Genomic DNA, 19,776 nt, shown 5'->3' with positions numbered 1-19,776 from the left:
ACGGCGGCCCCGCCGCCCCCGCCGCCGCACCGCTGGCACCGGCCTCCCCCGGCGGCCCGCCGGCCGCGGCTCGGACGGCAGCCGTGTCCCCGCCGGGCCCGCCCGGTCAGGCTCCCCCGCCGGGCCCGGCCGAGGACATGCTCGACTACTCCGGTCTGACGCTGGCCGGTCCGGACGAGCCCGGCCGGCGCGGCAGACTGCGGCCCGCACCGGACGAGCGGGGCACGGCCGTCGCCGAGCACCGGCGGCGGGCCGAGTCCGTGGCGCGGCTGGCGCGCCCCTCCCACACGGTCGACGTACGGCAATCGGCCGGTTCCTTCCACCACCGCTACGACACGGCCGCCCCGGTGGACGTGGCCGCGGACGGGGCCTGGCACACCGTCCCCGTACGCGAGATCCCGGTGGAGACGGTTCCGGAGTACGTGTGCGTGCCGTCGGTGGACCGGACCGTGTACGGCACGGTGCTGCTGACCAACGCCTCCGGCCACCCGCTGCCGGCCGGTCCGGCCGACGTCGTCGTGGACGGCGGCTTCGTCCTCACCACCCCTCTGCCCACCCTCGCGCCCGGAGAGCGCCGCAGGGTGGGGACCGGCGCCGTCGAGAGCGTGAAGGCGGCGCGGCGCACGCGTCTGCGCGAGTCCACCGCCGGGCTGCGCGGCGGGACGACGGTGCTCGACCACGCGGTCGAGGTCGAACTCGCCAACCGCCTGGCGCACCGGATCACGGTGGAGGTGCGCGAGCGCGTGCCCGTCGGCACCGACAAGGAGGTGCGGATCGAGGAGCGCCCGGCCGAGCCGCCCTGGACGGCCGCCGAGAGCCCTCTCGACGACCCCGGCGGCGGCGACGGCCGCCATGTGCGCGGGGTGCGGATCTGGCGGGTGGAGCTGGAGCCGGGCCGGACCACCGTCCTCAGGGGCGGGTACGAGGTGCGGATCCCCGCGGGCAAGGCACTGGTCGGCGGGAACCGGAGGGACTGAGCCGCATCATGACGAACGCATCCCAGGACACGGCCGGCCGTGGCGCGCCGTCCTCCCGGCCGGAGCCGGTCCCCATGCCGGTCACCGCCGTGACGTGCATGGAGGACCGCGCCCAGGTCGAGCGGCACGGGAGTGTCGAACTGGCCGCGGGGGCGCAGCGGCTGCTCGTCGGCCCGGTGACGCCGCTGGTGGTGGACCGCTCCCTGCGCGCGGAGGTCCCGGCCGGGGACGGCGGCGCGGGCGGCGTCCGGGTCGTCGACGCCCGCGTGGTGCGCACGTACGCGCCCCCGCGTCCGGGGCGGCCCGGCGACGACGCCTCGGAGCTGCGCCGCAGGGTCCACGATCTGGAGGAGGAGCTGCGCGACGCCCGGTGGCTGCGGCAGCGCCTGGAGAGCCGTCTCGCGGTCGTCGCCCAGGCCAGGGCGGACCTGTACCGCGATGTCGCCGAGGGCGCCGGGGCCGGCTCGGCCGACCCGGAGCGCTGGGCGGACCGTCTGGAGCGGATCGACGAGGAGGACGGGACGCGCACCGGGGAACTGCACCTGCTGCGGCGCCGGATCCTCCGCACGGAGGAGGAGCTGGAGGACGCGCGCCGGGCCCTGCGGCGCACCGAGGAGGAGCCTCAGGAGCTGACGGCGGTCGTCGAGGTGGTCGTCGAGGCCGATCGTGCCGGGCCCGCCGTGCTGCGCCTGACGCATCTGGTGCCCTGCGCCCTGTGGCGGCCCGCCTACCGGGCGACGCTGGCCGGGGACGAGCGGTCGGTGCGCCTGGAGACCGACGCGGTGGTGTGGCAGCGCACCGGCGAGGACTGGAGGGGGGTGCGGCTGTCGCTGTCCACCGCCCGGCCCACCCTCGCCGCCGGCCCTCCGTCGCTGTACGAGGACGAACTGGTGCTGCGGGAGCGCTCGGCCGGGGAGCGGCGCACGGTCGAGGTGGATCTGCGCGAGGAGGAGGTGCCCACGGTCGGGCACGGACCGGCCGCGGACGGGTCCGCCGGGGCGGACGCGGAGCTTCCCGGGCTGTCGGACGGCGGCGAGGTGCGGGTGATGACCGCCGCCTCGCCCGTCGACGTGGCCTGTGACGGGCGCCCCCACCGGGTGCGCCTGTCGGCGTTCACCGCGCCGTGCCGCACCGAGCTGGCGTGCGCCCCCGAACTGTCGCCGCTGGTGGCCCGGGTGGCCCGGACGGTCAACGGGGCCGGGCACGTCCTGCTGGCCGGGCCGGTGGACCTGGTGCGCGGCGGCGGTTTCACCGGGCGCGGTGAACTGCCCTTCGCCGGGCAGGGCGAGGAGATCTCCCTGTCCTTCGGCAGCGAGGACACCTACCGGGTGGTGCGCCGTGTCGAGGAGAGCCGCGGCACCGCGGGCCTGTCCGGCGTCAACCACCGCACGGTGATCACGCGTACGGTGCGGCTGTTCGTCTCCCGGCTGGACTCCTCCCCGCAGGGGGAGGCGGCGGTCGTGGTGGTCCGCGAGCGCGTCCCGGTCTCGGAGGTCTCCGCCGTCGAGGTGCGGCTGCGGAGGGCGGCGTGCCTGCCGGAGCCCGACGAGGACGTCGACGCGGAGGGCATGGTGCGCTACACGCTCCGTCTGGCTCCCGGCGACAGGCGCGAGATCACGCTGGAGTACGAACTCACGGCCGCGGACGGCGTGGTGGGGCTCTGAGGGACTTCCGGCCTCCCATAGCGCATTCTCCGTCCGGTGTTCAAGAGCCTTCCGGACGGCTCGCTACGCTCGCCGCATGGACTTCTCCGCAGCCCTGGAGCTACTGAGGGACGGCCGCCGCGTGGCGCGCCGGAGCTGGATCCAGCCGGGCAAGTACGTCTACCTGGAGCCGGAGTCGGTCTGCGTCTGCCCCGACGGGCGGAGCCGGCCGCTCGCCGCCCATCTGCGGTTCGTCACCGCCGACGGCACCGTGCAGGCCGGGGTGCAGCCGTCGCACGCCGGGCTGCTGGCCGACGACTGGTACGACGTCGACGCGCCGGAGGAGGCCGGCGGGGGCCGGTCCGGCGGCGGGGGCTGAGCGGCTCCGCCGCCGGGGGCGGGCGGCCGTCAGATCTCGCCGCGCACCATGGCCAGCAGCCGGCCGTAGACGGCGGGGTCCACCCGTACGCCGTCGTGCGCGTGGGCGTTGGTGATCCAGGGGCGCAGACCGCGCACGGCGGCGGCGGTGCGCAGGGAGTGCTCGCGGTCGACGTACATGTCGTCGTGGTAGACGGCCGCCGCGACCGGCACGCGGTTGGCGGCCAGGCGGTCGGCGTCGTACAGCGGGGGCCAGTCGGCGCGCCCGGCGAGCAGGTGGGCGGCCTCCCGCAGCGGCTCCAGCGCCGGGTCCTCCTCGAAGTGCCAGGGGTAGACCATCTCCCCGGTGAAGCGCAGCGGCCCGCCCCGGGAGGCGTCGAAGGCGGGGAACTCCTCGCGGATCCGGTGCGCGGACCAGGCGGTGGGCCGGCCGCCCTGGGCGTAGATGGCCTCGTGCAGCACGGCGTACAGGGGGTGTTCGGCGTAGGAGACGGCCGCCTCGACGCGGCGCAGGAAGGTGTCGGACAGCTCCGGTCCGCGCGCGCCCGGCACGAACGCGGTCTCCAGCAGGTAGTGCAGGGAGTCGAAGGAGGAGACTGCGCCGAAGGCGGCGCCCAGGGTCTGGAAGCGGCGCACGGTCAGTCGTTCGCCGGTGGGCAGCCGTACGTCCTCGCTCCCCAGATGCCCGGCCACGGCGTCGGTCAGGCGCTGGTCGCCGGGGTAGCGGTCGAAGTAGCGCTCGTTGTGGTCCGCCACGCGGGCGTAGGCGGCGCGGTAGACGTCGTCGGCGTGCGCGGTCGGGGAGGGCAGGCCGCCGGTGATCATCACCTTCTCCAGTCCCTCGGGCGCCAGGGACAGGTAGGTCAGGGCGCAGAAGCCGCCGAAGCTCTGGCCGAGCACCGTCCAGGGGCGGTCCTGCTCGCCGTCGGCGGCGAGGTGGCGGCGCAGCAGCTCGGCGTCGCGGACGATGGAGTCGGCGCGGAAGTGCGCCAGGTGGGCGGCGGTTGCGGCGGCGCCGGGGAGGGCCGCGAGGGTGCGGCGGTCGGCCGGGGTACTGCGGCCGGTCCCGCGCTGGTCCATCAGGACGACGCGGTGGTCGCGCAGCGCCTCGCGCAGCCAGGCGCCCGGAGCGTCGGGGCGTTCGGCCCGGTGGCCGGGACCGCCCTGGAGCCACAGCAGCCGGGGCAGGTCCTCCCCCTCGCGCCCGGCGGCGGTCACCTCGCGGGCGAACAGGGTGATCTCCGGGCCGTCCGGGCGGGCGTGGTCCAGTGGCACCCGGATGGTGTGGTCGGCGCAGGCGAGCCCGTTGTGGCGGTAGACGGCCGTGTCCATGGTGCTGGGGCTCCTCGTGCCGGGGGTCGGGGGTGGGCCGGGGCTCCGGGGGCGGTCTCCGGGTGGCTCCGTCCGCACCGTACGCGCCCGCGCCCGCGAGTGCGGACGGGCCCCCTCCGAACGGGTGCGGGCCGGACGGCGTCGAGGCGGTGTTGACGCCCCCGCCGGGGCGTTCCTACTGTGCGGGGCGCGGCCCGCGCACCGCGCACCCCGCGTGCGCCGCGCGTCCCGCCCTCCCGAACCGCCTGTCACCACGCACGACTTCAGCTCCTCGACGCCCGGTACGCCCACCGCACCAGCCGAACGAGAGGAAAGCCGTGACGTCTTCGCCGAGAGGCGGCGGACACCGCGCCCGCAGGGGCGTGTGGCCGGCCCCGCTGCTGATGCTGCTCGTCGCCCTGCTGTTCCCCCTGCTGGCCGCTCCCCCGGCCACCGCCTCCGGCACCGGTGAGGCCGGATCCCGCGAGCGGGGGCCGGCGCACGGGCGCAGCGCGATCTGGAGCGCGAGCCTCCAGGGAGCGCACGGCACCTCACCCGATGTGACCGTGCGCAACATCGCCCGCGCCTCGGTGTCGGCCACCTGGCTGCGGGTGCGCATCGGCAACCCGTACGGCGACCGCCCGGCGACCTTCCGCTCCGCCACGATCGGGCTGCAGCGCCGGGTCGGGGAGGCCGATCTCGTCCCCCGCTCCCTGCGCACCCTCACCTTCGGCGGGCGCGCCCGGGTGACCCTGGCACCGGGCGAGCGCGTCTACAGCGACCCGGTGCCGCTGCGGGTGTCCGCCCAGCAGAACCTGGCGGTCAGCCTGTACGCGCCGGGCGCACCGGTCAACGACCACACCTTCCCGCCGCCCACCCCGAACCCGCCCGGCAGCTTCCTGTCGCTGCCCGGCGACCACACCCGTGACACCGGCGACACCTCCTATCCGGAGCAGGACCGGGGGCTGTCGGACGAACCGGGCTACCACCCGGGCCAGTTGTGGTGGGTGGACGTCGTCGACGGCCGTACGCCCGCGGCGGGCGCCATCGTCGCCCTGGGCAATTCCAACACCTCCGGCCACAACGCCACCGGGGGCGGCGACCGGTGGACGGACCTGCTGGCGCGCCGGATCAACGCCCTGCCCCCGCACCGGCAGCTGGCCGTCGCCAACGCCGGGATCTCGGGCAACACCGTCAGCCGCCAGCCCAACCCGTACGACCCCACGGGCCAGTGCTGCGGCCCGCCCGCGCCCGACCGGCTGGAGCAGGACGTACTGGCCCTGGCAGGCGCGCGGTACATGGTCCTGTTCGAGGGCACCAACGACCTGGGTGGCGGCGAGTTCGCTCCTCCGGCACCGGCGGAGCAGGTCATCGACGCGATGCGGGAGATCACCGAACGCGCCCGCGAGCGCGGGCTGAAGGTCGTCGGCGCCACCCTGATGCCCATGTGCAACGCCGCCGGCGGCGCCAAGGAGGCCAACCGCCTGGCGGTGAACGAGTTCGTGCGCACCGGCGGGCTGTTCGACGGTGTCATCGACTTCGACGCCGCCGTTCGGGACCCGGCCGACCCGACCAGGATCCGCGCGGAGTACGAGGCGGACTGCTACCACCCCAACGCGGCGGGCCACGCGGCGATGGCGGAGGCGATCGACCTCGGCGTCTTCGGTCTCGGCCGGTGGGAGGCGGGCGCCGCCCGCCCGGGCCGGGCCGCCTGAACGGACCGGGCCGCCTGAACGGCTCCGTCCGGGCGAACGGGCCGGACCGGCTCAGGTCCGCAGGTGGGAGGCCCCGTTCAGGTCCAGCACGGCGCCCGCGCTCCACTGGGCCTGCGGGGACGCCAGCCACAGCACCGCCGCGGCCACCTCCTCGGGCGTGGCCACCCGCCCGTACGGGCTCTGTGCGCGGATGGCGTCCCCCTCGGGACCGGTCAGCCGGTGGGTGACGCGTTCGGTGTCGATGAAGCCCGGCGCAACCGAGGTGACCGCGATGCCGTACGGGGCGAGGGCGACGGCCAGGGACTGGCCCAGCGCGTGGACGGCGGCCTTGGTGGCGCCGTAGGCGGGGTGGTCCGGCTCGCCGCGGAACGCCCCGCGCGAGCCGACGTTGACGATCCGGCCGCCGGTGCCCCGGGCGATCATGTGGCGGGCGGCGGCGTGGCTGAGGTTCGCCGTGCCGAGCAGGTTGACGTCCACGTGCCGCCGCCAGGCCTCGCACCAGTCCTCGTACTCCGTGGTCGCGGGCGGGTGCGGGGTGTTGACGGCCGCGTTGTTCACCAGGACGTCGAGGCCGCCCAGCGCCCCGGCCGCCGCGTCCGCGAGCTCCGCGGCCTGCCGCGGGTCGGCCAGGTCCGCGCCGAGCAGGACGTGGCCGTCGCCGGGCAGGGAGGCCAGGGTGGCCTCGGCGTCGCGCCGGCGGCTGCCGTAGTGGACGGCCACCCGGTCCCCGTTGGCGGCGAACGCCTCCGCCACCGCCCGTCCCAGCCCCCGCGACGCGCCGCTGACCAGCACGCGCCGTCCGCTGCCGGGGAACGCGGTGCTGTCCGCGGCCGCCTCGCCGGCGGCAGGTGTCTCGGACCGGTCGGGGTGCTGCACGGCGGGGCTCCTCGGTGGTTGGCGGCGGTTCACCGCGGTCATCGGGGTCGTCGGGACCGCCGGGTGCCCACACCCTAATCCGGGTGCGCGGACGGGGCGGACGGGTGAGACTGGGCGGCATGGAGCGTGTCGCGCAGGGTTCGGGGGACTCGGGGGAGGAGCCGCTGCCGGGCGGGAACGTCAGCGCGGGCGTCGTCCGGGTGGGCGACACGGTACGCCGCCCCGCGGGACCGTGGACCCCCGCCGTCCACGCCCTGCTGGACCATCTGCACCGGGCGGGGTTCCGGGGCGCTCCCCGGCCACTGGGCGTCGACGACCGCGGACGCGAGGTGCTGGCGTACCTGCCGGGCCGCACCGTGTGGCCGGACCACTTCTCCCTGCTGGATCCGGTCCGCGGGCTGGAACGGGTGGCGCGCCTGATCCGGGAGTTCCACGACGCCGTGGCGGACTTCGTCCCGCCGCCCGGCGCACGCTGGCGGCGGCTGATCCCCGCCGAGGGGCACGAGATCGTCGCCCACCACGACCTGGCCCCGTGGAACCTGGTGTTCGACGGCGACCGGGGGTGGGCGTTCATCGACTGGGACGGCGCCGCGCCCGGCTCCCGTCTGGAGGACCTGGCCTACGCCGCCCACGGCTTCGTCCCGCTGTCGGCGAATCCCGCCTTCCGGCGTACGGACGCCGGGGCGCGGCTGCGGGCCTTCGCCTGCGCCTACGGGCTGGACGAGGACGAACGCCGCCGCCTGGTGCCCCTGCTGGGACGCCGTACCCGCGCCATGCACGACTTCCTGCGGGAGCGGGCCGCACGCGGCGTCCAGCCGTGGGCGAGGCTGTGGGACGAGGGCCACGGGGAGGTGTGGCGGCGCGACGCCGAGTACACCGAGCGGCGCGAGCGGCTCTGGCTGGACGCCCTGCTCGGCGGCTGAGGCCTCCGCGGCGGCCCGGGGCCGGGTGTTCGGGTGTCCGGGTGCCGCGCAGTACGGTTGCCCGCCCGGGCCCGATCCCGGATGCTGCGGTGGTGATCGACACCGGACTGGACGGACAGGTCGTACTCGTCACCGGCGCGGGCGCGGGCATCGGGGCGGCGATCGCCCGCGCGTTCGCCGCCCAGGGAGCGCGGGTGGCCGTACACCATCTCCCCGCGCAGGGCCCTCCGCCGCCCGGAGCACGCTGGGAGCACGCCACCCCACCCGCCGAGGCGGTGCGGGAACTGGTCGCCGAACTGGGCGGAGCGGCCGCGGTCGCCGCCGACCTGGCCGCGCCGGACGCGGCGGCGCGCCTGTTCGACCAGGTCGAGGAGCGGTTGGGGCCGGTCGGCGTCCTGGTCAACAACGCCGCGCACTGCGAGAGTCCGGACACCCTCGACACGCTCACCGCCGAATCGCTGGCACGCCACCACCGCGTCAACTCCATCGCACCGGTACTGCTCACCGCCGAACTCGCGCGCCGCGCACGGGGCGGGAGCGGCGGCACGGACGGGACCGCGCCCTGCGTGGTGAACGTATCCACCGACTCCGCGCGCGCCTTTCCCGGCCAGATCGGCTACGGCACGTCCAAGGCGGCGCTGGAGGCGTTCACCCGGGCCGCCGCGCTGGACCTGGCCGCGTCGGGCACCAGGGTCAACGCCGTGGCCCCGGGGCCGGTCCAGACGGGCTGGATCGGGGCGGACCGGATCGACGAGGTCCGCGCGATCGTGCCCATGGGCCGGGTGGGCGAGCCGGAGGACATCGCCGACGCCGTGGTGTTCCTGGCCTCGCGTCAGGCCCGGTGGATCACCGGGCAGGTCCTCCAGGTCGCCGGCGGCCACGCCTTGTGACGGTCCGGGGCCGGACGGATTCCGCCCTCCCCGCTCCCGCGGAGCCTCCCCGCACAGGCGCGTGTGGGCCGGCCGCGGCCGGGAAACCGTCAGGAGCGCGCCGAGGCGCATCCCCTCGGCACCGCGCCGGAGGGAGTGTTGATGGCGACTGACAGCCCCGTGGAACCGTCGGCCGGTACGGGCACGGTGACGACGTCCGTACCGGCCAGGCTCGACCGCCTGCCGTGGTCGCGCTGGCACTGGATGATCGTGATCGGGCTCGGCACGGTGTGGATCCTCGACGGCCTGGAGGTCACGGTCGTCGGCAACATCGCCGGGCGGCTGGCGGAGGAGGGCAGCGGACTGCCCATCACCTCCGCCGAGGTCACCGGCATCGCCGCGGCCCTGTACGTGGCCGGCGCCTGTTCGGGGGCGCTGTTCTTCGGCTGGCTGACCGACCGCTACGGCCGCAAGAAGCTCTTCATCATCACGCTGGCCGTCTACCTGGGCGCCACCGCGCTGACCGCCCTGTCCTTCTCCAGCTGGTGGTTCTTCGCCTGCCGCTTCCTGACGGGCTTCGGCATCGGCGGCGAGTACGCGGCCATCAACTCCGCGATCGACGAGCTGATCCCCTCCAAGTACCGGGGCCGCATCGACCTGATCATCAACGGCAGCTTCTGGCTGGGCGCGGTGGGCGGTTCGCTGCTGTCCGTCGTGATGCTGGACACCGACGTCTTCGCCCTCGACGTCGGCTGGCGGCTGACCTTCGCCCTCGGTGTCGTCTTCGGCCTGGCCATCCTGCTGGTGCGCCGCCATGTGCCCGAGAGCCCGCGGTGGCAGTTCATCCACGGCCAGGGCGACAGGGCCGAGAAGCTGGTGAGCGAGGTCGAGGAGGGGATCCGAGCCGAGAAGGGCACCGAACTGCCGCCGCCCGCCGGTGAGATCACCATCCACACGCGCCGCAGCATCGGCTTCGGGACGATCGCCCGCACGGTCTTCTCCCACTACCGCAAGCGGGCGGTGCTGGGGCTGTCGCTCTTCATCGGCCAGGCGTTCCTCTACAACGCCATCACCTTCGGCTTCGGCGCGATCCTGACCACGTTCTTCGACGTGGGCACCGGTTCGACCGGCTACTACTTCGCCGTCATCGCCGTCGGCAACTTCTTCGGCCCGCTGCTGCTGGGCAGGTTCTTCGACACCGTCGGCCGCCGCGTGATGATCTCCGGCACGTACATCCTCTCCGGTGTGCTGCTCTTCGCGACCGCCTGGCTGTTCGACGGCGGGCATCTGAGCGCCACCACGCTGACGGCCTGCTGGTGCGTGGTGCTGTTCTTCGCCTCGGCCGGGGCCAGTTCGGCCTATCTGACGGTCAGCGAGGTCTTCCCGATGGAGACGCGGGCGATGGCGATCGCCTTCTTCTACGCCATCGGCACGGCCGCGGGCGGCATCAGCGGTCCGCTGATCTTCGCCGGGCTCACCGAGTCCGGCGTCGTCGCGGACACCGTGCTCGCCTTCCAGATCGGCGCCGGTCTGATGACCCTGGCCGGGCTGGTGGCAGTCCTCCTGGCGGTGCCGGCCGAGCGGCGCGCACTGGAGGACATCGCCGTGCCGCTGTCGGCGCAGGTGACGCCCGCCCCGGGCGAGCGCGGGTGACCCCGGCCCCGGAAAGGGGCGGAAGGGGTGCTGCGGCGGTACCGCCGCAGCACCCCTTCCGCCATGCGGGGTCCGCTCAGGAGCCGGCCGGGCGCGGCGACAGTGCGCGGATGCGCTGGTCCAGCTCGCTGCTGTAGAACTCCAGGAAGCCGTCCGGGTCGGGGCCGGCGTTCATCAGGACCAGCCGGTCGAAGCCCGCGTCCACGTACCGCTGCGCCATCTCCACGAACCCGGCCGGGTCCGGGCCGCAGGCGAAGTTGGCGAGGATGTCCTCCTCGCGGACGGTGGTGGTGGCGGCCGCGAAGTTGACCGGGTTGGGCAGCTCGCTCATCACCTTCCAGCCGGTGACGGCCCACCGCGTGGTCTCCAGGACGGCACGGGCCGCGGTGTGCTCGTCGAGCGCCCAGGCCACGGGCACCTCGGCGTAGGCGGGGCCGGAACCGCCGGCGTCGTGGTACCGGCGCAGGATCTCCGGCTTGGCCTCGGTCGCGAACAGCCCGTCGCCGAGCTCTGCGGCGATCCGCGCCGACGGGCGGCCGCTGGCGGCCACCGCGATCAGCGGAAGCTCCTCGGGGAGGTCGAAGACCCGCGCGTCCTCCAGGTGCAGGTGCTTGCCCTCGTAGGACCGGTATCCGCCGCGCCACAGCAGCCGGATGATCTCCAGCGCCTCGCGGAGCATCTCGTGGCGCGCGGCGACCGCGGGGAAGCCCCGGCCGACGACGTGCTCGTTGAGCCGCTCGCCGGAACCGACGCCGAGGACGAACCGGCCCTCGGAGAGCAGGGCGAGCGTCGCGGCGGCCTGGGCGATGATCGCCGGGTGGTACCGCACGGTCGGGCAGGTCACCCCGGTGGCCAGTCCGATGCGTTCGGTCTTCGCCGCGATGGTGCCCAGGACAGTCCAGGCGAACGGCGAGTGGCCCTGGTTGTCCAGCCACGGGTGGTAGTGGTCGCTGATCTCGACGAAGTCGAAACCCGCCTGCTCCGCGCGAACCGCCTGCCGGACGAGTTCGGCGGGCCCGAACGCCTCCGCCGCCAGTTTGTAGCCGATCTGCATCTGTCCCTCTGTCCCTCGCCGTACGTCGCCGTACGTGGTGCCGTTCGGTTTCCGCTCGCGGCGGGTTCCCGCGACGTGCGGTGCGAAACGGTGTGGTGGGCCATGTGGACGAGGGGCGGAGGGAGAAGGAAGAGGGGAAGGGAGGGAGGGAGACCGGGGCGCGGGGGCACTGGGTACGGCCCCCGCGGATCGGCGGTTCAGAGGTCGAACTCGTGCGGGGGCAGGTCCAGTGCCTGGCAGACCTCGCGGACCACGGCCCGTTCGGAGAGGTCGAAGCGGCCGTCGGCGCCCGCGATGACGATGCCGATCTGGACGACGGCCCGGGCCTCCATCGGTTTCCTCCTGACCTTGGCGATCTCCTGGAAGGCGTCGGCCCTGCCGCGCTCGCGGTCGGCGGCGATCGCGTCCAGACGGTCCTCGAAGAGGCTCCGCAGTTCGTCGGCGGGGAAGTTCCTCAGCACCTCGTTGTTGGCGATCAGGTAGGCGACACGGCGCCGTTCGGCCGGGTCGACCGTGCCGTCGGCCGCGGCGACGAGCGCGCACACCGCCATGCTCGCGTCGCGGAACGCGCCGCCTCTGAGCTCGTTCCTCCTCTCCTCCAACTGGGCCTGCATCGTCTGTGCGGATTCCTTGAGGCGGTTCCACAGGGCCATGGGCACACTCCGTACGTCGCTGAGGGGTCCGGGCCGCGCGCCGTCCGGACCGTCCGCCCGGCGGGGGCGGCGCAAAGAAAGTCACGGCCGTCCGCGCGCCGTTCGACTCCGGGGGAAGGATAGAAGTGCCGCGCCCGCTCCGGTGACATCGCCCCTGGCCGGGCGGGCGGGTGCGCCGATCAGGTGATGCGGCGTCACAGTGCCTGCCGGGGGGCGCAGACGGGGTCGGGGCACCCCGGCCGATCCGGAGGCCGGGCGCGGAAGGGGATGGATCGTCTTTCCCGCCGCCGGCCGGGTGTGAGCGGCCGATCGCCGGGCATGCGCACGGTACGGCCGCGCCCGCGATGCCCCCTCCCCCTCGTCGCGGCGCGGCCTCACGCTGTCCGGGCCCTGTCCGGAGGCTGCCCGTGCGCTGTCCGGGCCGGAGCGCACGCCCGGCCGCGGACCCCCTTCAACCCCTCCGGAAGACCACCGAAAATTTTGGTCTGACCCTCATCACGCGCAGGCGGCAGCCCCTCCTTATTTCCCCAAAACCCCGGAGAATAAAGGGATATGACATGCACTCCTATCCGGAAGTTTTCCGGAAGGAAGCATTGACGGCGACTTGCAACCCGCGCATACTCCACATCGATCGTTGCCGATCGCCATGGACCTGTCACCGGCCTCGCCCCGGGTGGCGGGCCCACGAGCCGCGAATGGCACACCCACCGGCCCGACGGCCTCCCGCCCTGCCCCGGCAGGACGGGAGGCGGGCCACGGACGAAGGGACCGCAATGGTCGACACCCCCCACGCCTCGCCGGAACCCAGAACACCGGGCAGGCGCGGACGCTCCTCGCTGCGCAACGCCCTGGTCGTGGGCGCCACCCTGGCGCTGGCCGCCGCGGGCACCCTCACCGCTCTGACCGGCACCGCCTCCGCGGCCTCCACCCTGGGCGCGGCGGCGGCGGAGAAGGGCCGCTACTTCGGGACCGCGATCGCCGCCAACCGGATGGGCGAGTCGGACTACATGAGCGTCCTGAACCGGGAGTTCAACTCGCTCACCGCCGAGAACGAGATGAAGTGGGACGCCCTGGAGCCCTCCCGCAACTCGTTCAACTTCGCGACCGCCGACCGGATCGCCAACCACGCCCGCAGCCAGGGCATGAAGCTGCGCGGCCACACCCTGGTGTGGCACTCCCAGCTGCCGAGCTGGGTGACCAACCTGTCCGCGAACGACCTGCGCTCGGCGATGAACAACCACATCAACCGGGTGATGGGCCAGTACAAGGGCCAGGTCCACTCCTGGGACGTGGTCAACGAGGCGTTCGAGGACGGCTCCAGCGGCGCGCGCCGCAACTCCGTCTTCCAGCAGCGCCTGGGCAACGGCTACATCGAGGAGGCCTTCCGCACCGCCCGGGCCGCCGACCCGGACGCCAAGCTCTGCTACAACGACTACAACACCGACAACTGGAGCCACGCCAAGACCCAGGCCGTGTACAACATGGTCAGGGACTTCAAGTCCCGCGGCGTGCCCATCGACTGCGTCGGCTTCCAGGCCCACTTCAACAGCGGCAACCCGGTGCCCAGCAACTACCACACCACCCTGCAGAACTTCGCCGACCTCGGTGTCGACGTCCAGATCACCGAGCTCGACATCGCCGGCTCCGGCTCCTCCCAGGCCGAGCAGTACCGCGGCATCACCCAGGCCTGCCTGGCCGTCTCCCGCTGCACCGGCATCACCGTCTGGGGCGTGACCGACAAGTACTCCTGGCGCTCCTCCGACACCCCGCTGCTCTTCGACGGCAACTACAACAAGAAGCCCGCGTACACCGCCGTCCTGGAGGCCCTCGGCGGCTCCGGTTCCGGCGGGACCACGGGCGGCACCACCGGAGGCACCACCGGAGGCACCACCGGAGGCACGGACGGCGGGACCACCGGCGGTGGCGGCACGGCCTCCTGCACCGTCACCTACGAGCAGACCGACCGCTGGGGCGACCGCTTCAACGGCAGGGTGACCGTCCGGGCCGGCAGCGCACCGATCAGCAACTGGTCCACGACCGTGACCGTCACCTCGCCCCAGAAGATCTCCGCCACCTGGAACGGCACCCCGAGCTGGGACTCCAGCGGCAACGTCATGACCATGCGGCCCAGCGGTAACGGCACCCTGTCCGCCGGCTCCTCCACCAGCTTCGGCTTCACGGTGATGGCCAACGGCAACTGGACGGCTCCCCGCATCGGTTCCTGCACCGCCTCCTGACCCCGGTCACGGCGGCTCCCCGCGCACAACCTCCCCCCACAACCGGTGGTGCGGCGGCCTTCAGGCCGCCGCACCGCCGGCGCGTCCGCCCCCGTTCCGAAAGCGCCCCTCCAAGGGCGCGTCCCCCCAGCGGGAAACCGGCCCAGACCGGACGGCCAATCCGGCTCGGCCCGTTCCTCCGAATCACCCGCACGGCACTTGCGAGGCCCCCCGGCGGACCGACGCCCGACCTGCCCCCATCGCCTGCCCCTGGCAGCGCCGCGGTACGGCGGGCGGCCGGCCCGGTGACGCGGCGCGGCGCGGATTCCGGCTGCCGGCCGGCCGGCCGCCGGCACGGGCGCGATCCGCCGCCCGCCCGGATCCACCGGGCGGGCGGCGATGAGTTCCGGCGGCCCGGCCGGTCCACCCATAGGAAAGCGTCCGGCACACGCATGCCAGGAGGGCACGCCATGCAGAAGCAGAAGATCGCGACCTGTCTGTGGTTCGACGGCCGCGCCGAGGAAGCCGCCCGGTACTACACGTCCCTCTTCCCCGACTCCCGGATCACGGACGTCCAGTACTACGGCGAGGCCGGGCCGGGCGAGCCGGGATCGGTCATGACGGTCACCTTCGAACTCGCCGGCCGGGAGTTCATCGGGCTCAACGGCGGCCCGGAGTTCACCTTCAGCGAGGCGATCTCGCTCTCGGTGGACTGCGCCGACCAGGCGGAGGTGGACGAGCTGTGGGCCAGGCTCACCGACGGCGGCGAGGAGAGCGTGTGCGGCTGGCTCAAGGACCGCTACGGCCTGTCGTGGCAGATCGTCCCGCGGGAGCTGACCGAGCTGCTGAGCCACCCCGACCGGGCGGTGTCCCAGCAGGTCATGAAGGCCATGCTCGGCATGAAGAAGATCGACGTCCAGGCGCTGCGGGAGGCCGCCAGGAAGTGAGCACCCGCCGTCCCCGCCGGTGACCGGTCCCCGCGGCGGCACCCGGCACGCCTGCGGGCGGGCGGCGCTCCATGCGCACCGGGGTCGGCCGTGCGCCCCCTGGACATTCATACCCCGCCGGGTATACAAACGAGGGCGTCCGCGTCACGGCCCCCTCCATCGCACGGCGAAGGGAGGGAAGATCCACGTCCGGCGCCGTCCTGTACGCTGCCGGACGTCCCCGGGCATCCCGCCGGGGCGCACACACCACGCCGACCGATCCCTGCGGGAAGGGGCGGGAAGGGGGAAGCGCAGGCGATGCACGTCTTCCGCCGCCTCCTCGGCACCTCCCCGTGGGCCGTCTGCGTGCCGGCCCTGGCCCTCACCGCCGTACTGACGGTGCTCTGCGTCCAGACACCGGCCTCCCCGGCCCACCGGGGCGGCGCGCCCGTCACCGCCGCGGCCCCGACCCCCGCGGAGGGGTCCCACGCATCCGCTGCGCCCGCGTACACCGACCGGACCGCGGCCCTGCCCGCGACCGGCGGCGACGGCGGCTCCCCCTCGTGCTCCGGCGGCGACGGGAACGCACCGGCGGTCGTTCCGGCCACGGGCGCGGGAGACCCCGCCGCGGCCCCAGATGTCCACGGGCGCCCCCTCTGCGCGGACCCGGACGTCCACGGCGCCAGGGCCCCCGCGGACCGGGCCGGCCCAGGCCCGCACGCCTCGCGCTCCTTCACCGTCCTGAGGATCTAGACCCTGTCCCGGGGCCGCCCTCCCCGGCCCCGCCGTCGCCACCGTTCACCCGCGGTCCGCTCCCGGCCCCTCCGGTCCAACGGTTCCGCGTCACGACAGGACAGGATCTTCCCCATGCTCTCCTCCGTCCCGCGCACCCTGCGCACGGCCGGCACCGCCCTCGCGGCGTGGACCCCGCTGCGCCGGGGCGCCGCGGCGGGCGGCGCCGCCCTGACCGCCCTGCTGATCGGCCTCCCCACCGCCGTCATCCCCAATCCGCTCTTCTCCCGGATGACCCCGACGCTGTGGTGGAACTACCCGGCGCTCGCCGCCACGGCCGTCCTGGCCGGCATCGTCATCGCCACCTACGTCAAGGCCCCCGCCGACCCCCGGGCGTCGCGCTCGGGCTCCATCGGCGGCGTGCTGTCGTTCCTGGCCGTCGGCTGCCCGGTGTGCAACAAGTTCGTCCTCATGGCCCTGGGCACCTCCGGCGCGCTCGGCATCTGGGCCCCCCTCCAGCCGTTCCTCGCGCTCGCCTCGGTCGCACTGCTGGCCGTGGCGGCGGTGAAACGGCTGACCGGCGAACTCGCCTGCCGCACCTCCGCGCGGGACACGGCCCCCGCGGCCTGACCGCCGCCGCCCGCAGGGCCTCCGGCAGGCCTCTTTCCTCCTGCTCCCCCTGCCCTCCGCCACTTCCTCCCGTTCCTCCTCCCCGTTCCCGTTCCTCCTGGAGCTCCGCCATGCCCTCCACGTCCAGCACCTCCAGCACGTCCACACGCCGCGGGCGCGGCGTCCTGGCCGCCGTCGCCGTTCTCGTCCTCGCACTCGTCCTGGGCCTGGTGTCGGCCCTGGGCGGCGCCTCCGGTCCCGGCGGCGAGGAGCCCGCGGCCCGGGTGGAGACACCGCGGGACACCGCACCCCCCGACGAGGACCTCCTCGCCCTCGCCCGCCGCGACGACGGCGACCCGAACGCCCTCGGCAGCCCCGACGCCCCCGTGGTGCTGATCGAGTACGCCGACTTCCAGTGCCCGTTCTGCGGGAAGTTCGCCCGGGACACCGAGCCGGAACTGATCGAGAAGTACGTCGAGTCCGGCGTGCTGCGCATCGAGTGGCGCGACTTCCCGATCTTCGGCGAGGAGTCCGAGAACGCCGCACGGGCCGGGTACGCGGCCGGGCGCCAGGGCCGCTTCTGGGAATTCCACGAGATCGCCTACAGCGAGGAGGGCAAGATGAACAGCGGCCGCTTCGCCGAGGAAGAGCTCGTGCGGATGGCCCGCGAGGCCGGGGTGAAGGACCTGGACGAATTCCGCTCCGACATGGAGAGCGACGCCGCCGGCAAGGCGATCGAGCGCGACACCCGGGAGGGCTACGAACTGGGCGTCACCAGCACCCCCGCCTTCCTGGTCAACGACCGGCCCATCCTGGGCGCCCAGCCGACCGAGGTCTTCACCGACGCCGTCGAGGGCGCGAAGAAGGCGGCGGAGGCGCACGGCAGGTGAGCGACATCGGATACCTCGCAGCGTTCGCCGGCGGGCTGCTCGCCCTGCTCAGCCCGTGCAGCGCCCTGCTCCTGCCGGCCTTCTTCGCCTACTCCTTCAACAGCCCGGCCCGGCTGCTGGGCAGGACCGCGGTCTTCTACGGCGGCCTGTGCCTGACGCTCGTCCCGCTGGGCGCAGCCGGCTCCTTCGCCGGCCGGCTGTTCTACGGCAACCGCGACCTGCTGGTCGCCGTCGCCGGCTGGACGATCGTCGCACTCGGCGTCGCCCAGATCCTGGGCCTCGGGTTCGCCTCGCGCCGGATGCAGGCGGCCGCGGCCGGCGTCCGGCCCTCCTCGCCCCTGTCGGTCCTGGCCCTGGGCGCGGTGTACGGGCTGGCGGGCTTCTGCGCCGGGCCCGTCCTGGGCGGTGTCCTGACAGTCGCCGCCGTCGGCGGCAGCCCCTGGTACGGCGGCGCCCTGCTCGCCGTCTACGCCCTGGGCATGGCCGTTCCCCTGTTCGTCCTGGCCCTGTTCTGGGACCGCTTCGAACTGGGGCGCAGGCGGTGGCTGCGCGGCCGCCCCCTGCGCCTCGGACCACTGGAGACGCACAGCCTCTCGCTGGTGTCCGGACTGTTCTTCATCCTGCTGGGCGCCGTCTTCCTGGTCTTCGACGGCTCCTCCGCGCTGCCCTCGCCGCTCGGCGTCGACCAGGAGTTCGCACTGCAGCGATGGGTGGCGGACCGGTTCGGCGGCATCCCGGACGCCGCGGTGCTGGCCGGGGCCGCCGCCCTGGCGGCCGCCGCCCTGCTGGCCCGGGCGTGGCGCTCCCCCGGCCGGGCGGCCGGCACGGAACCGGAGAGGAACGCGGCCGGCCGGACCGACTGAGGCCGGCCGCCTCGCGCCCGCCCGGCGCTCCCGCCCCCCGGCCGTACCCTCACGGCGACGGCAGGGGGACGGGGGCCCGGGCACCGGGGCGGGCGGGTCAGAGCCCGGCGGTGGTCCAGGCGCGGCGCAGCTGCTCGAAGCGGGTGGGCAGCGGGGGCCGCCGGCCGGCGTGGGCGGCGTTGGTCCGGTACACGAAGCGGCGCCAGGAGAGCACCAGGCCCTGCCTGGTGATGGGCAGCCCCGCAGCGACCGTCACCCCGTTGTCGTGCGTGTGGTGCACCGTCAGCAGCAGCGCCTCGGGCACCGACCCCTCGAGCTCGGCGCACAGGTCGGCGCGGACGTCCATCCAGCGGCGCAGCACCAGCACCGTTCCCGCGTCCAGGCCGTGCCGGCGCGGGACGCGGTGCTTCCCGTGCTCGACGTCCACCCACCCCGCCCCCAGGTCCAGCGACCGCACGGTGCACCGCAGCAGATCGCCGTAGCGCGCCCCGCTGGCCCGGGCCAGCCCGGTCACCACGGCCAGCCGCACCGTCTCGGGCTTCGCGCGCTCCTCCACGGCCTGCGAGGCCAGGGTCCGCCACACCCACTCGGCCTCCTCCAGGGACACCGGAGGCCTGGGGTAGCGGGCCTCCGCCGCTCCGCCCGGCCCCTTCGCCTCTTCCGCCTGCCCGGCCGTCATGGTCTCCGTCCTGTTCGCGTCCGCTCGGATCCTTCCGGGTCATCGTACGCTTGGCACATTATTTCTTGTGCACGACGGCGTCCCTCTCCGGCGGGACGGTCACGCCCCGCCGGTCACGCCCAGCCGGTCACTCGGTGTGGATGCGGCGTCCGGTGACGCGTTCGGCGCGGACGACCACCCACAGGTCGCGCTCCTCTCCCCCGGCCCAGGGCTCACTGGGTTCCCGTCCGGCCAGGTGCCGGGCCTCCTCCTCGCCCGCGGCCCGGGCGCGGCCGACGACCAGGACGCTCCAGCCGCGCCGGAAGGCGTCGTCCACGTAGTCGACCTCGAACGCCACCTCGTGTCCCACGGCCGCCGAGGGCGCGGAGCCGGGCTTGGTGCGGAAGGCGATCGCGCCGTCGGCGACCTGGTAGTTCACCGGGATGATGGCGGGGCCGTCCGCGGTGGTGACCGCGATGCGGCCCACGCCGTGCGTGGAGAGCCTGGCCCAGCACTCCTCCTCGTCGAGTTCGAGGTACCGGGGGCGGCCCGAGGCCCGCCCCCGCCCGGGCGGGGCGTTGGTGCCGCCGCCGCGCAGCCACTCCACGGAGGTCTCCAGAGCGGCGGCCAGCCTGAGCAGTCCCGGCCCGCTCGGGGCCGAGGGGTGCTCCTCCAGGTACTCCAGGTACCCCGGTGCCATACCGGCCCGTACGGCGGCCTCCTCCCGGGTGAGGCCCAGCCGCTCGCGCTGGAGGGCCACCCGCCGGCCGATGTCACCGGGGTCCGGCAGTCCGTGGTGCTCCTTGTCGGACACGGCCACCGCCTCCTTC

The 19,776-nt window shown here is 74.6% G+C and carries 19 protein-coding genes; 13 read left to right on the top strand and 6 right to left on the bottom strand.

What is annotated here, in order from left to right; genetic code table 11:
- The 3 genes from ACLIYP_RS04345 to ACLIYP_RS04335 form a co-directional block, all read left to right on the top strand.
- Window positions 1-977 (top strand): DUF4139 domain-containing protein (locus ACLIYP_RS04345; RefSeq protein ID WP_412711801.1); only part of this gene is annotated, 977 nt, incomplete at its 5' end.
- A gap of 8 nt (window positions 978-985) precedes the next feature.
- Entirely contained in the window at window positions 986-2,641 is a 1,656-nt protein-coding gene (locus tag ACLIYP_RS04340) for a DUF4139 domain-containing protein (protein ID WP_412711800.1), read from the top strand.
- Between the two features lie 76 nt (window positions 2,642-2,717).
- Entirely contained in the window at window positions 2,718-2,999 is a 282-nt protein-coding gene (locus ACLIYP_RS04335) for a Thoeris anti-defense Tad2 family protein (protein ID WP_412711799.1), read from the top strand.
- 29 nt (window positions 3,000-3,028) lie between these two features.
- On the opposite strand, the gene ACLIYP_RS04330 is transcribed toward ACLIYP_RS04335, so the two are convergent.
- Window positions 3,029-4,330 carry an alpha/beta fold hydrolase gene (locus tag ACLIYP_RS04330; protein ID WP_412711798.1) on the bottom strand — a complete coding sequence of 434 codons (1,302 nt, stop codon included), beginning with the start codon at window positions 4,328-4,330 and terminating at the stop codon, window positions 3,029-3,031.
- A 317-nt stretch (window positions 4,331-4,647) separates the two neighbouring features.
- Here ACLIYP_RS04330 and ACLIYP_RS04325 point away from each other — a divergent pair, with 317 nt between their 5' ends.
- Window positions 4,648-6,024 carry a GDSL-type esterase/lipase family protein gene (locus ACLIYP_RS04325; protein ID WP_412711797.1) on the top strand — a complete coding sequence of 459 codons (1,377 nt, stop codon included), beginning with the start codon at window positions 4,648-4,650 and terminating at the stop codon, window positions 6,022-6,024.
- Between the two features lie 51 nt (window positions 6,025-6,075).
- Here ACLIYP_RS04325 and ACLIYP_RS04320 read toward each other — a convergent pair whose 3' ends face one another.
- On the bottom strand, window positions 6,076-6,816 hold the full coding sequence (locus tag ACLIYP_RS04320) for an SDR family NAD(P)-dependent oxidoreductase (protein ID WP_412711810.1): 741 nt from the start codon (window positions 6,814-6,816) through the stop codon (window positions 6,076-6,078).
- Window positions 6,817-7,019: 203 nt separating this feature from the next.
- Between ACLIYP_RS04320 and ACLIYP_RS04315 the strand changes: the two genes are divergently transcribed.
- The 3 genes from ACLIYP_RS04315 (at window position 7,020) to ACLIYP_RS04305 (ending at window position 10,345) form a co-directional block, all read left to right on the top strand.
- Window positions 7,020-7,823 (top strand): phosphotransferase enzyme family protein, encoded by an 804-nt coding sequence (locus tag ACLIYP_RS04315; RefSeq protein ID WP_412711796.1) that lies wholly within the window; start codon window positions 7,020-7,022, stop codon window positions 7,821-7,823.
- A 92-nt stretch (window positions 7,824-7,915) separates the two neighbouring features.
- The gene (locus ACLIYP_RS04310; RefSeq protein WP_412711795.1) at window positions 7,916-8,713 is read left to right on the top strand and encodes an SDR family NAD(P)-dependent oxidoreductase; all 798 of its coding nucleotides are present in this window, start codon (window positions 7,916-7,918) and stop codon (window positions 8,711-8,713) included.
- A gap of 141 nt (window positions 8,714-8,854) precedes the next feature.
- Window positions 8,855-10,345, top strand: a complete 1,491-nt coding sequence (locus ACLIYP_RS04305; RefSeq protein WP_412711794.1) for an MFS transporter — start codon at window positions 8,855-8,857, stop codon at window positions 10,343-10,345.
- Window positions 10,346-10,421: 76 nt separating this feature from the next.
- Here the strand turns inward: ACLIYP_RS04305 and ACLIYP_RS04300 are convergent, their stop codons facing one another.
- Together ACLIYP_RS04300 and ACLIYP_RS04295 are read right to left on the bottom strand one after the other, a co-directional pair.
- Entirely contained in the window at window positions 10,422-11,399 is a 978-nt protein-coding gene (locus tag ACLIYP_RS04300) for a TIGR03557 family F420-dependent LLM class oxidoreductase (RefSeq protein WP_412711793.1), read from the bottom strand.
- 197 nt (window positions 11,400-11,596) lie between these two features.
- Window positions 11,597-12,052, bottom strand: coding sequence for a tellurite resistance TerB family protein (locus ACLIYP_RS04295; protein ID WP_412711792.1), 456 nt, complete (start codon window positions 12,050-12,052; stop codon window positions 11,597-11,599).
- 773 nt (window positions 12,053-12,825) lie between these two features.
- On the opposite strand from ACLIYP_RS04295, the gene ACLIYP_RS04290 reads away from it, so the two are divergent.
- The 6 genes from ACLIYP_RS04290 to ACLIYP_RS04265 all read left to right on the top strand — a co-directional run bounded on the left by ACLIYP_RS04290 (window position 12,826) and on the right by ACLIYP_RS04265 (window position 18,288).
- Complete coding sequence (locus tag ACLIYP_RS04290) at window positions 12,826-14,289, top strand: endo-1,4-beta-xylanase (RefSeq protein ID WP_412711791.1); 1,464 nt, start codon at window positions 12,826-12,828, stop codon at window positions 14,287-14,289.
- A 449-nt stretch (window positions 14,290-14,738) separates the two neighbouring features.
- Entirely contained in the window at window positions 14,739-15,215 is a 477-nt protein-coding gene (locus ACLIYP_RS04285; protein WP_412711790.1) for a VOC family protein, read from the top strand.
- 297 nt (window positions 15,216-15,512) lie between these two features.
- Window positions 15,513-15,947, top strand: coding sequence for a hypothetical protein (locus ACLIYP_RS04280; RefSeq protein WP_412711789.1), 435 nt, complete (start codon window positions 15,513-15,515; stop codon window positions 15,945-15,947).
- 114 nt (window positions 15,948-16,061) lie between these two features.
- Complete coding sequence (locus ACLIYP_RS04275; protein ID WP_412711788.1) at window positions 16,062-16,556, top strand: hypothetical protein; 495 nt, start codon at window positions 16,062-16,064, stop codon at window positions 16,554-16,556.
- A gap of 110 nt (window positions 16,557-16,666) precedes the next feature.
- Window positions 16,667-17,425: a DsbA family protein gene (locus ACLIYP_RS04270; RefSeq protein WP_412711787.1), complete on the top strand. Its 759-nt coding sequence runs from the start codon at window positions 16,667-16,669 to the stop codon at window positions 17,423-17,425.
- A complete protein-coding gene (locus tag ACLIYP_RS04265) occupies window positions 17,422-18,288 on the top strand; it encodes a cytochrome c biogenesis CcdA family protein (protein WP_412711786.1) in 867 nt (288 codons plus the stop codon). The genes ACLIYP_RS04270 and ACLIYP_RS04265 overlap by 4 nt, the downstream gene beginning before the upstream one ends.
- A 97-nt stretch (window positions 18,289-18,385) precedes the next feature.
- Here ACLIYP_RS04265 and ACLIYP_RS04260 read toward each other — a convergent pair whose 3' ends face one another.
- Together ACLIYP_RS04260 and ACLIYP_RS04255 are read right to left on the bottom strand one after the other, a co-directional pair.
- Window positions 18,386-18,967, bottom strand: a complete 582-nt coding sequence (locus ACLIYP_RS04260) for a tyrosine-type recombinase/integrase (RefSeq protein WP_412711785.1) — start codon at window positions 18,965-18,967, stop codon at window positions 18,386-18,388.
- A gap of 127 nt (window positions 18,968-19,094) precedes the next feature.
- Complete coding sequence (locus ACLIYP_RS04255) at window positions 19,095-19,760, bottom strand: helix-turn-helix domain-containing protein (RefSeq protein WP_412711784.1); 666 nt, start codon at window positions 19,758-19,760, stop codon at window positions 19,095-19,097.
- Between the last annotated feature and the right edge of the window lie 16 nt (window positions 19,761-19,776).

Source organism: Streptomyces nanhaiensis (assembly GCF_046614825.1).
GTDB lineage: Bacteria > Actinomycetota > Actinomycetes > Streptomycetales > Streptomycetaceae > Streptomyces > Streptomyces radiopugnans.
The sequence above is the reverse complement of the archived record's forward strand: the minus strand, read 5'-3'. Positions and strand labels throughout refer to the sequence as shown.

What these genes read in the sequence shown, in the direction of transcription:
- ACLIYP_RS04340 (WP_412711800.1), top strand. Translation starts at nt 986, where the DNA reads ATGACGAACGCATCCCAGGACACGGCCGGCCGTGGCGCGCCGTCCTCC.
- ACLIYP_RS04335 (WP_412711799.1), top strand. Translation starts at nt 2,718, where the DNA reads ATGGACTTCTCCGCAGCCCTGGAGCTACTGAGGGACGGCCGCCGCGTG.
- ACLIYP_RS04330 (WP_412711798.1), bottom strand. Translation starts at nt 4,330, where the DNA reads ATGGACACGGCCGTCTACCGCCACAACGGGCTCGCCTGCGCCGACCAC.
- ACLIYP_RS04315 (WP_412711796.1), top strand. Translation starts at nt 7,020, where the DNA reads ATGGAGCGTGTCGCGCAGGGTTCGGGGGACTCGGGGGAGGAGCCGCTG.
- ACLIYP_RS04305 (WP_412711794.1), top strand. Translation starts at nt 8,855, where the DNA reads ATGGCGACTGACAGCCCCGTGGAACCGTCGGCCGGTACGGGCACGGTG.
- ACLIYP_RS04300 (WP_412711793.1), bottom strand. Translation starts at nt 11,399, where the DNA reads ATGCAGATCGGCTACAAACTGGCGGCGGAGGCGTTCGGGCCCGCCGAA.
- ACLIYP_RS04295 (WP_412711792.1), bottom strand. Translation starts at nt 12,052, where the DNA reads ATGGCCCTGTGGAACCGCCTCAAGGAATCCGCACAGACGATGCAGGCC.
- ACLIYP_RS04290 (WP_412711791.1), top strand. Translation starts at nt 12,826, where the DNA reads ATGGTCGACACCCCCCACGCCTCGCCGGAACCCAGAACACCGGGCAGG.
- ACLIYP_RS04285 (WP_412711790.1), top strand. Translation starts at nt 14,739, where the DNA reads ATGCAGAAGCAGAAGATCGCGACCTGTCTGTGGTTCGACGGCCGCGCC.
- ACLIYP_RS04280 (WP_412711789.1), top strand. Translation starts at nt 15,513, where the DNA reads ATGCACGTCTTCCGCCGCCTCCTCGGCACCTCCCCGTGGGCCGTCTGC.
- ACLIYP_RS04275 (WP_412711788.1), top strand. Translation starts at nt 16,062, where the DNA reads ATGCTCTCCTCCGTCCCGCGCACCCTGCGCACGGCCGGCACCGCCCTC.
- ACLIYP_RS04270 (WP_412711787.1), top strand. Translation starts at nt 16,667, where the DNA reads ATGCCCTCCACGTCCAGCACCTCCAGCACGTCCACACGCCGCGGGCGC.
- ACLIYP_RS04260 (WP_412711785.1), bottom strand. Translation starts at nt 18,967, where the DNA reads ATGACGGCCGGGCAGGCGGAAGAGGCGAAGGGGCCGGGCGGAGCGGCG.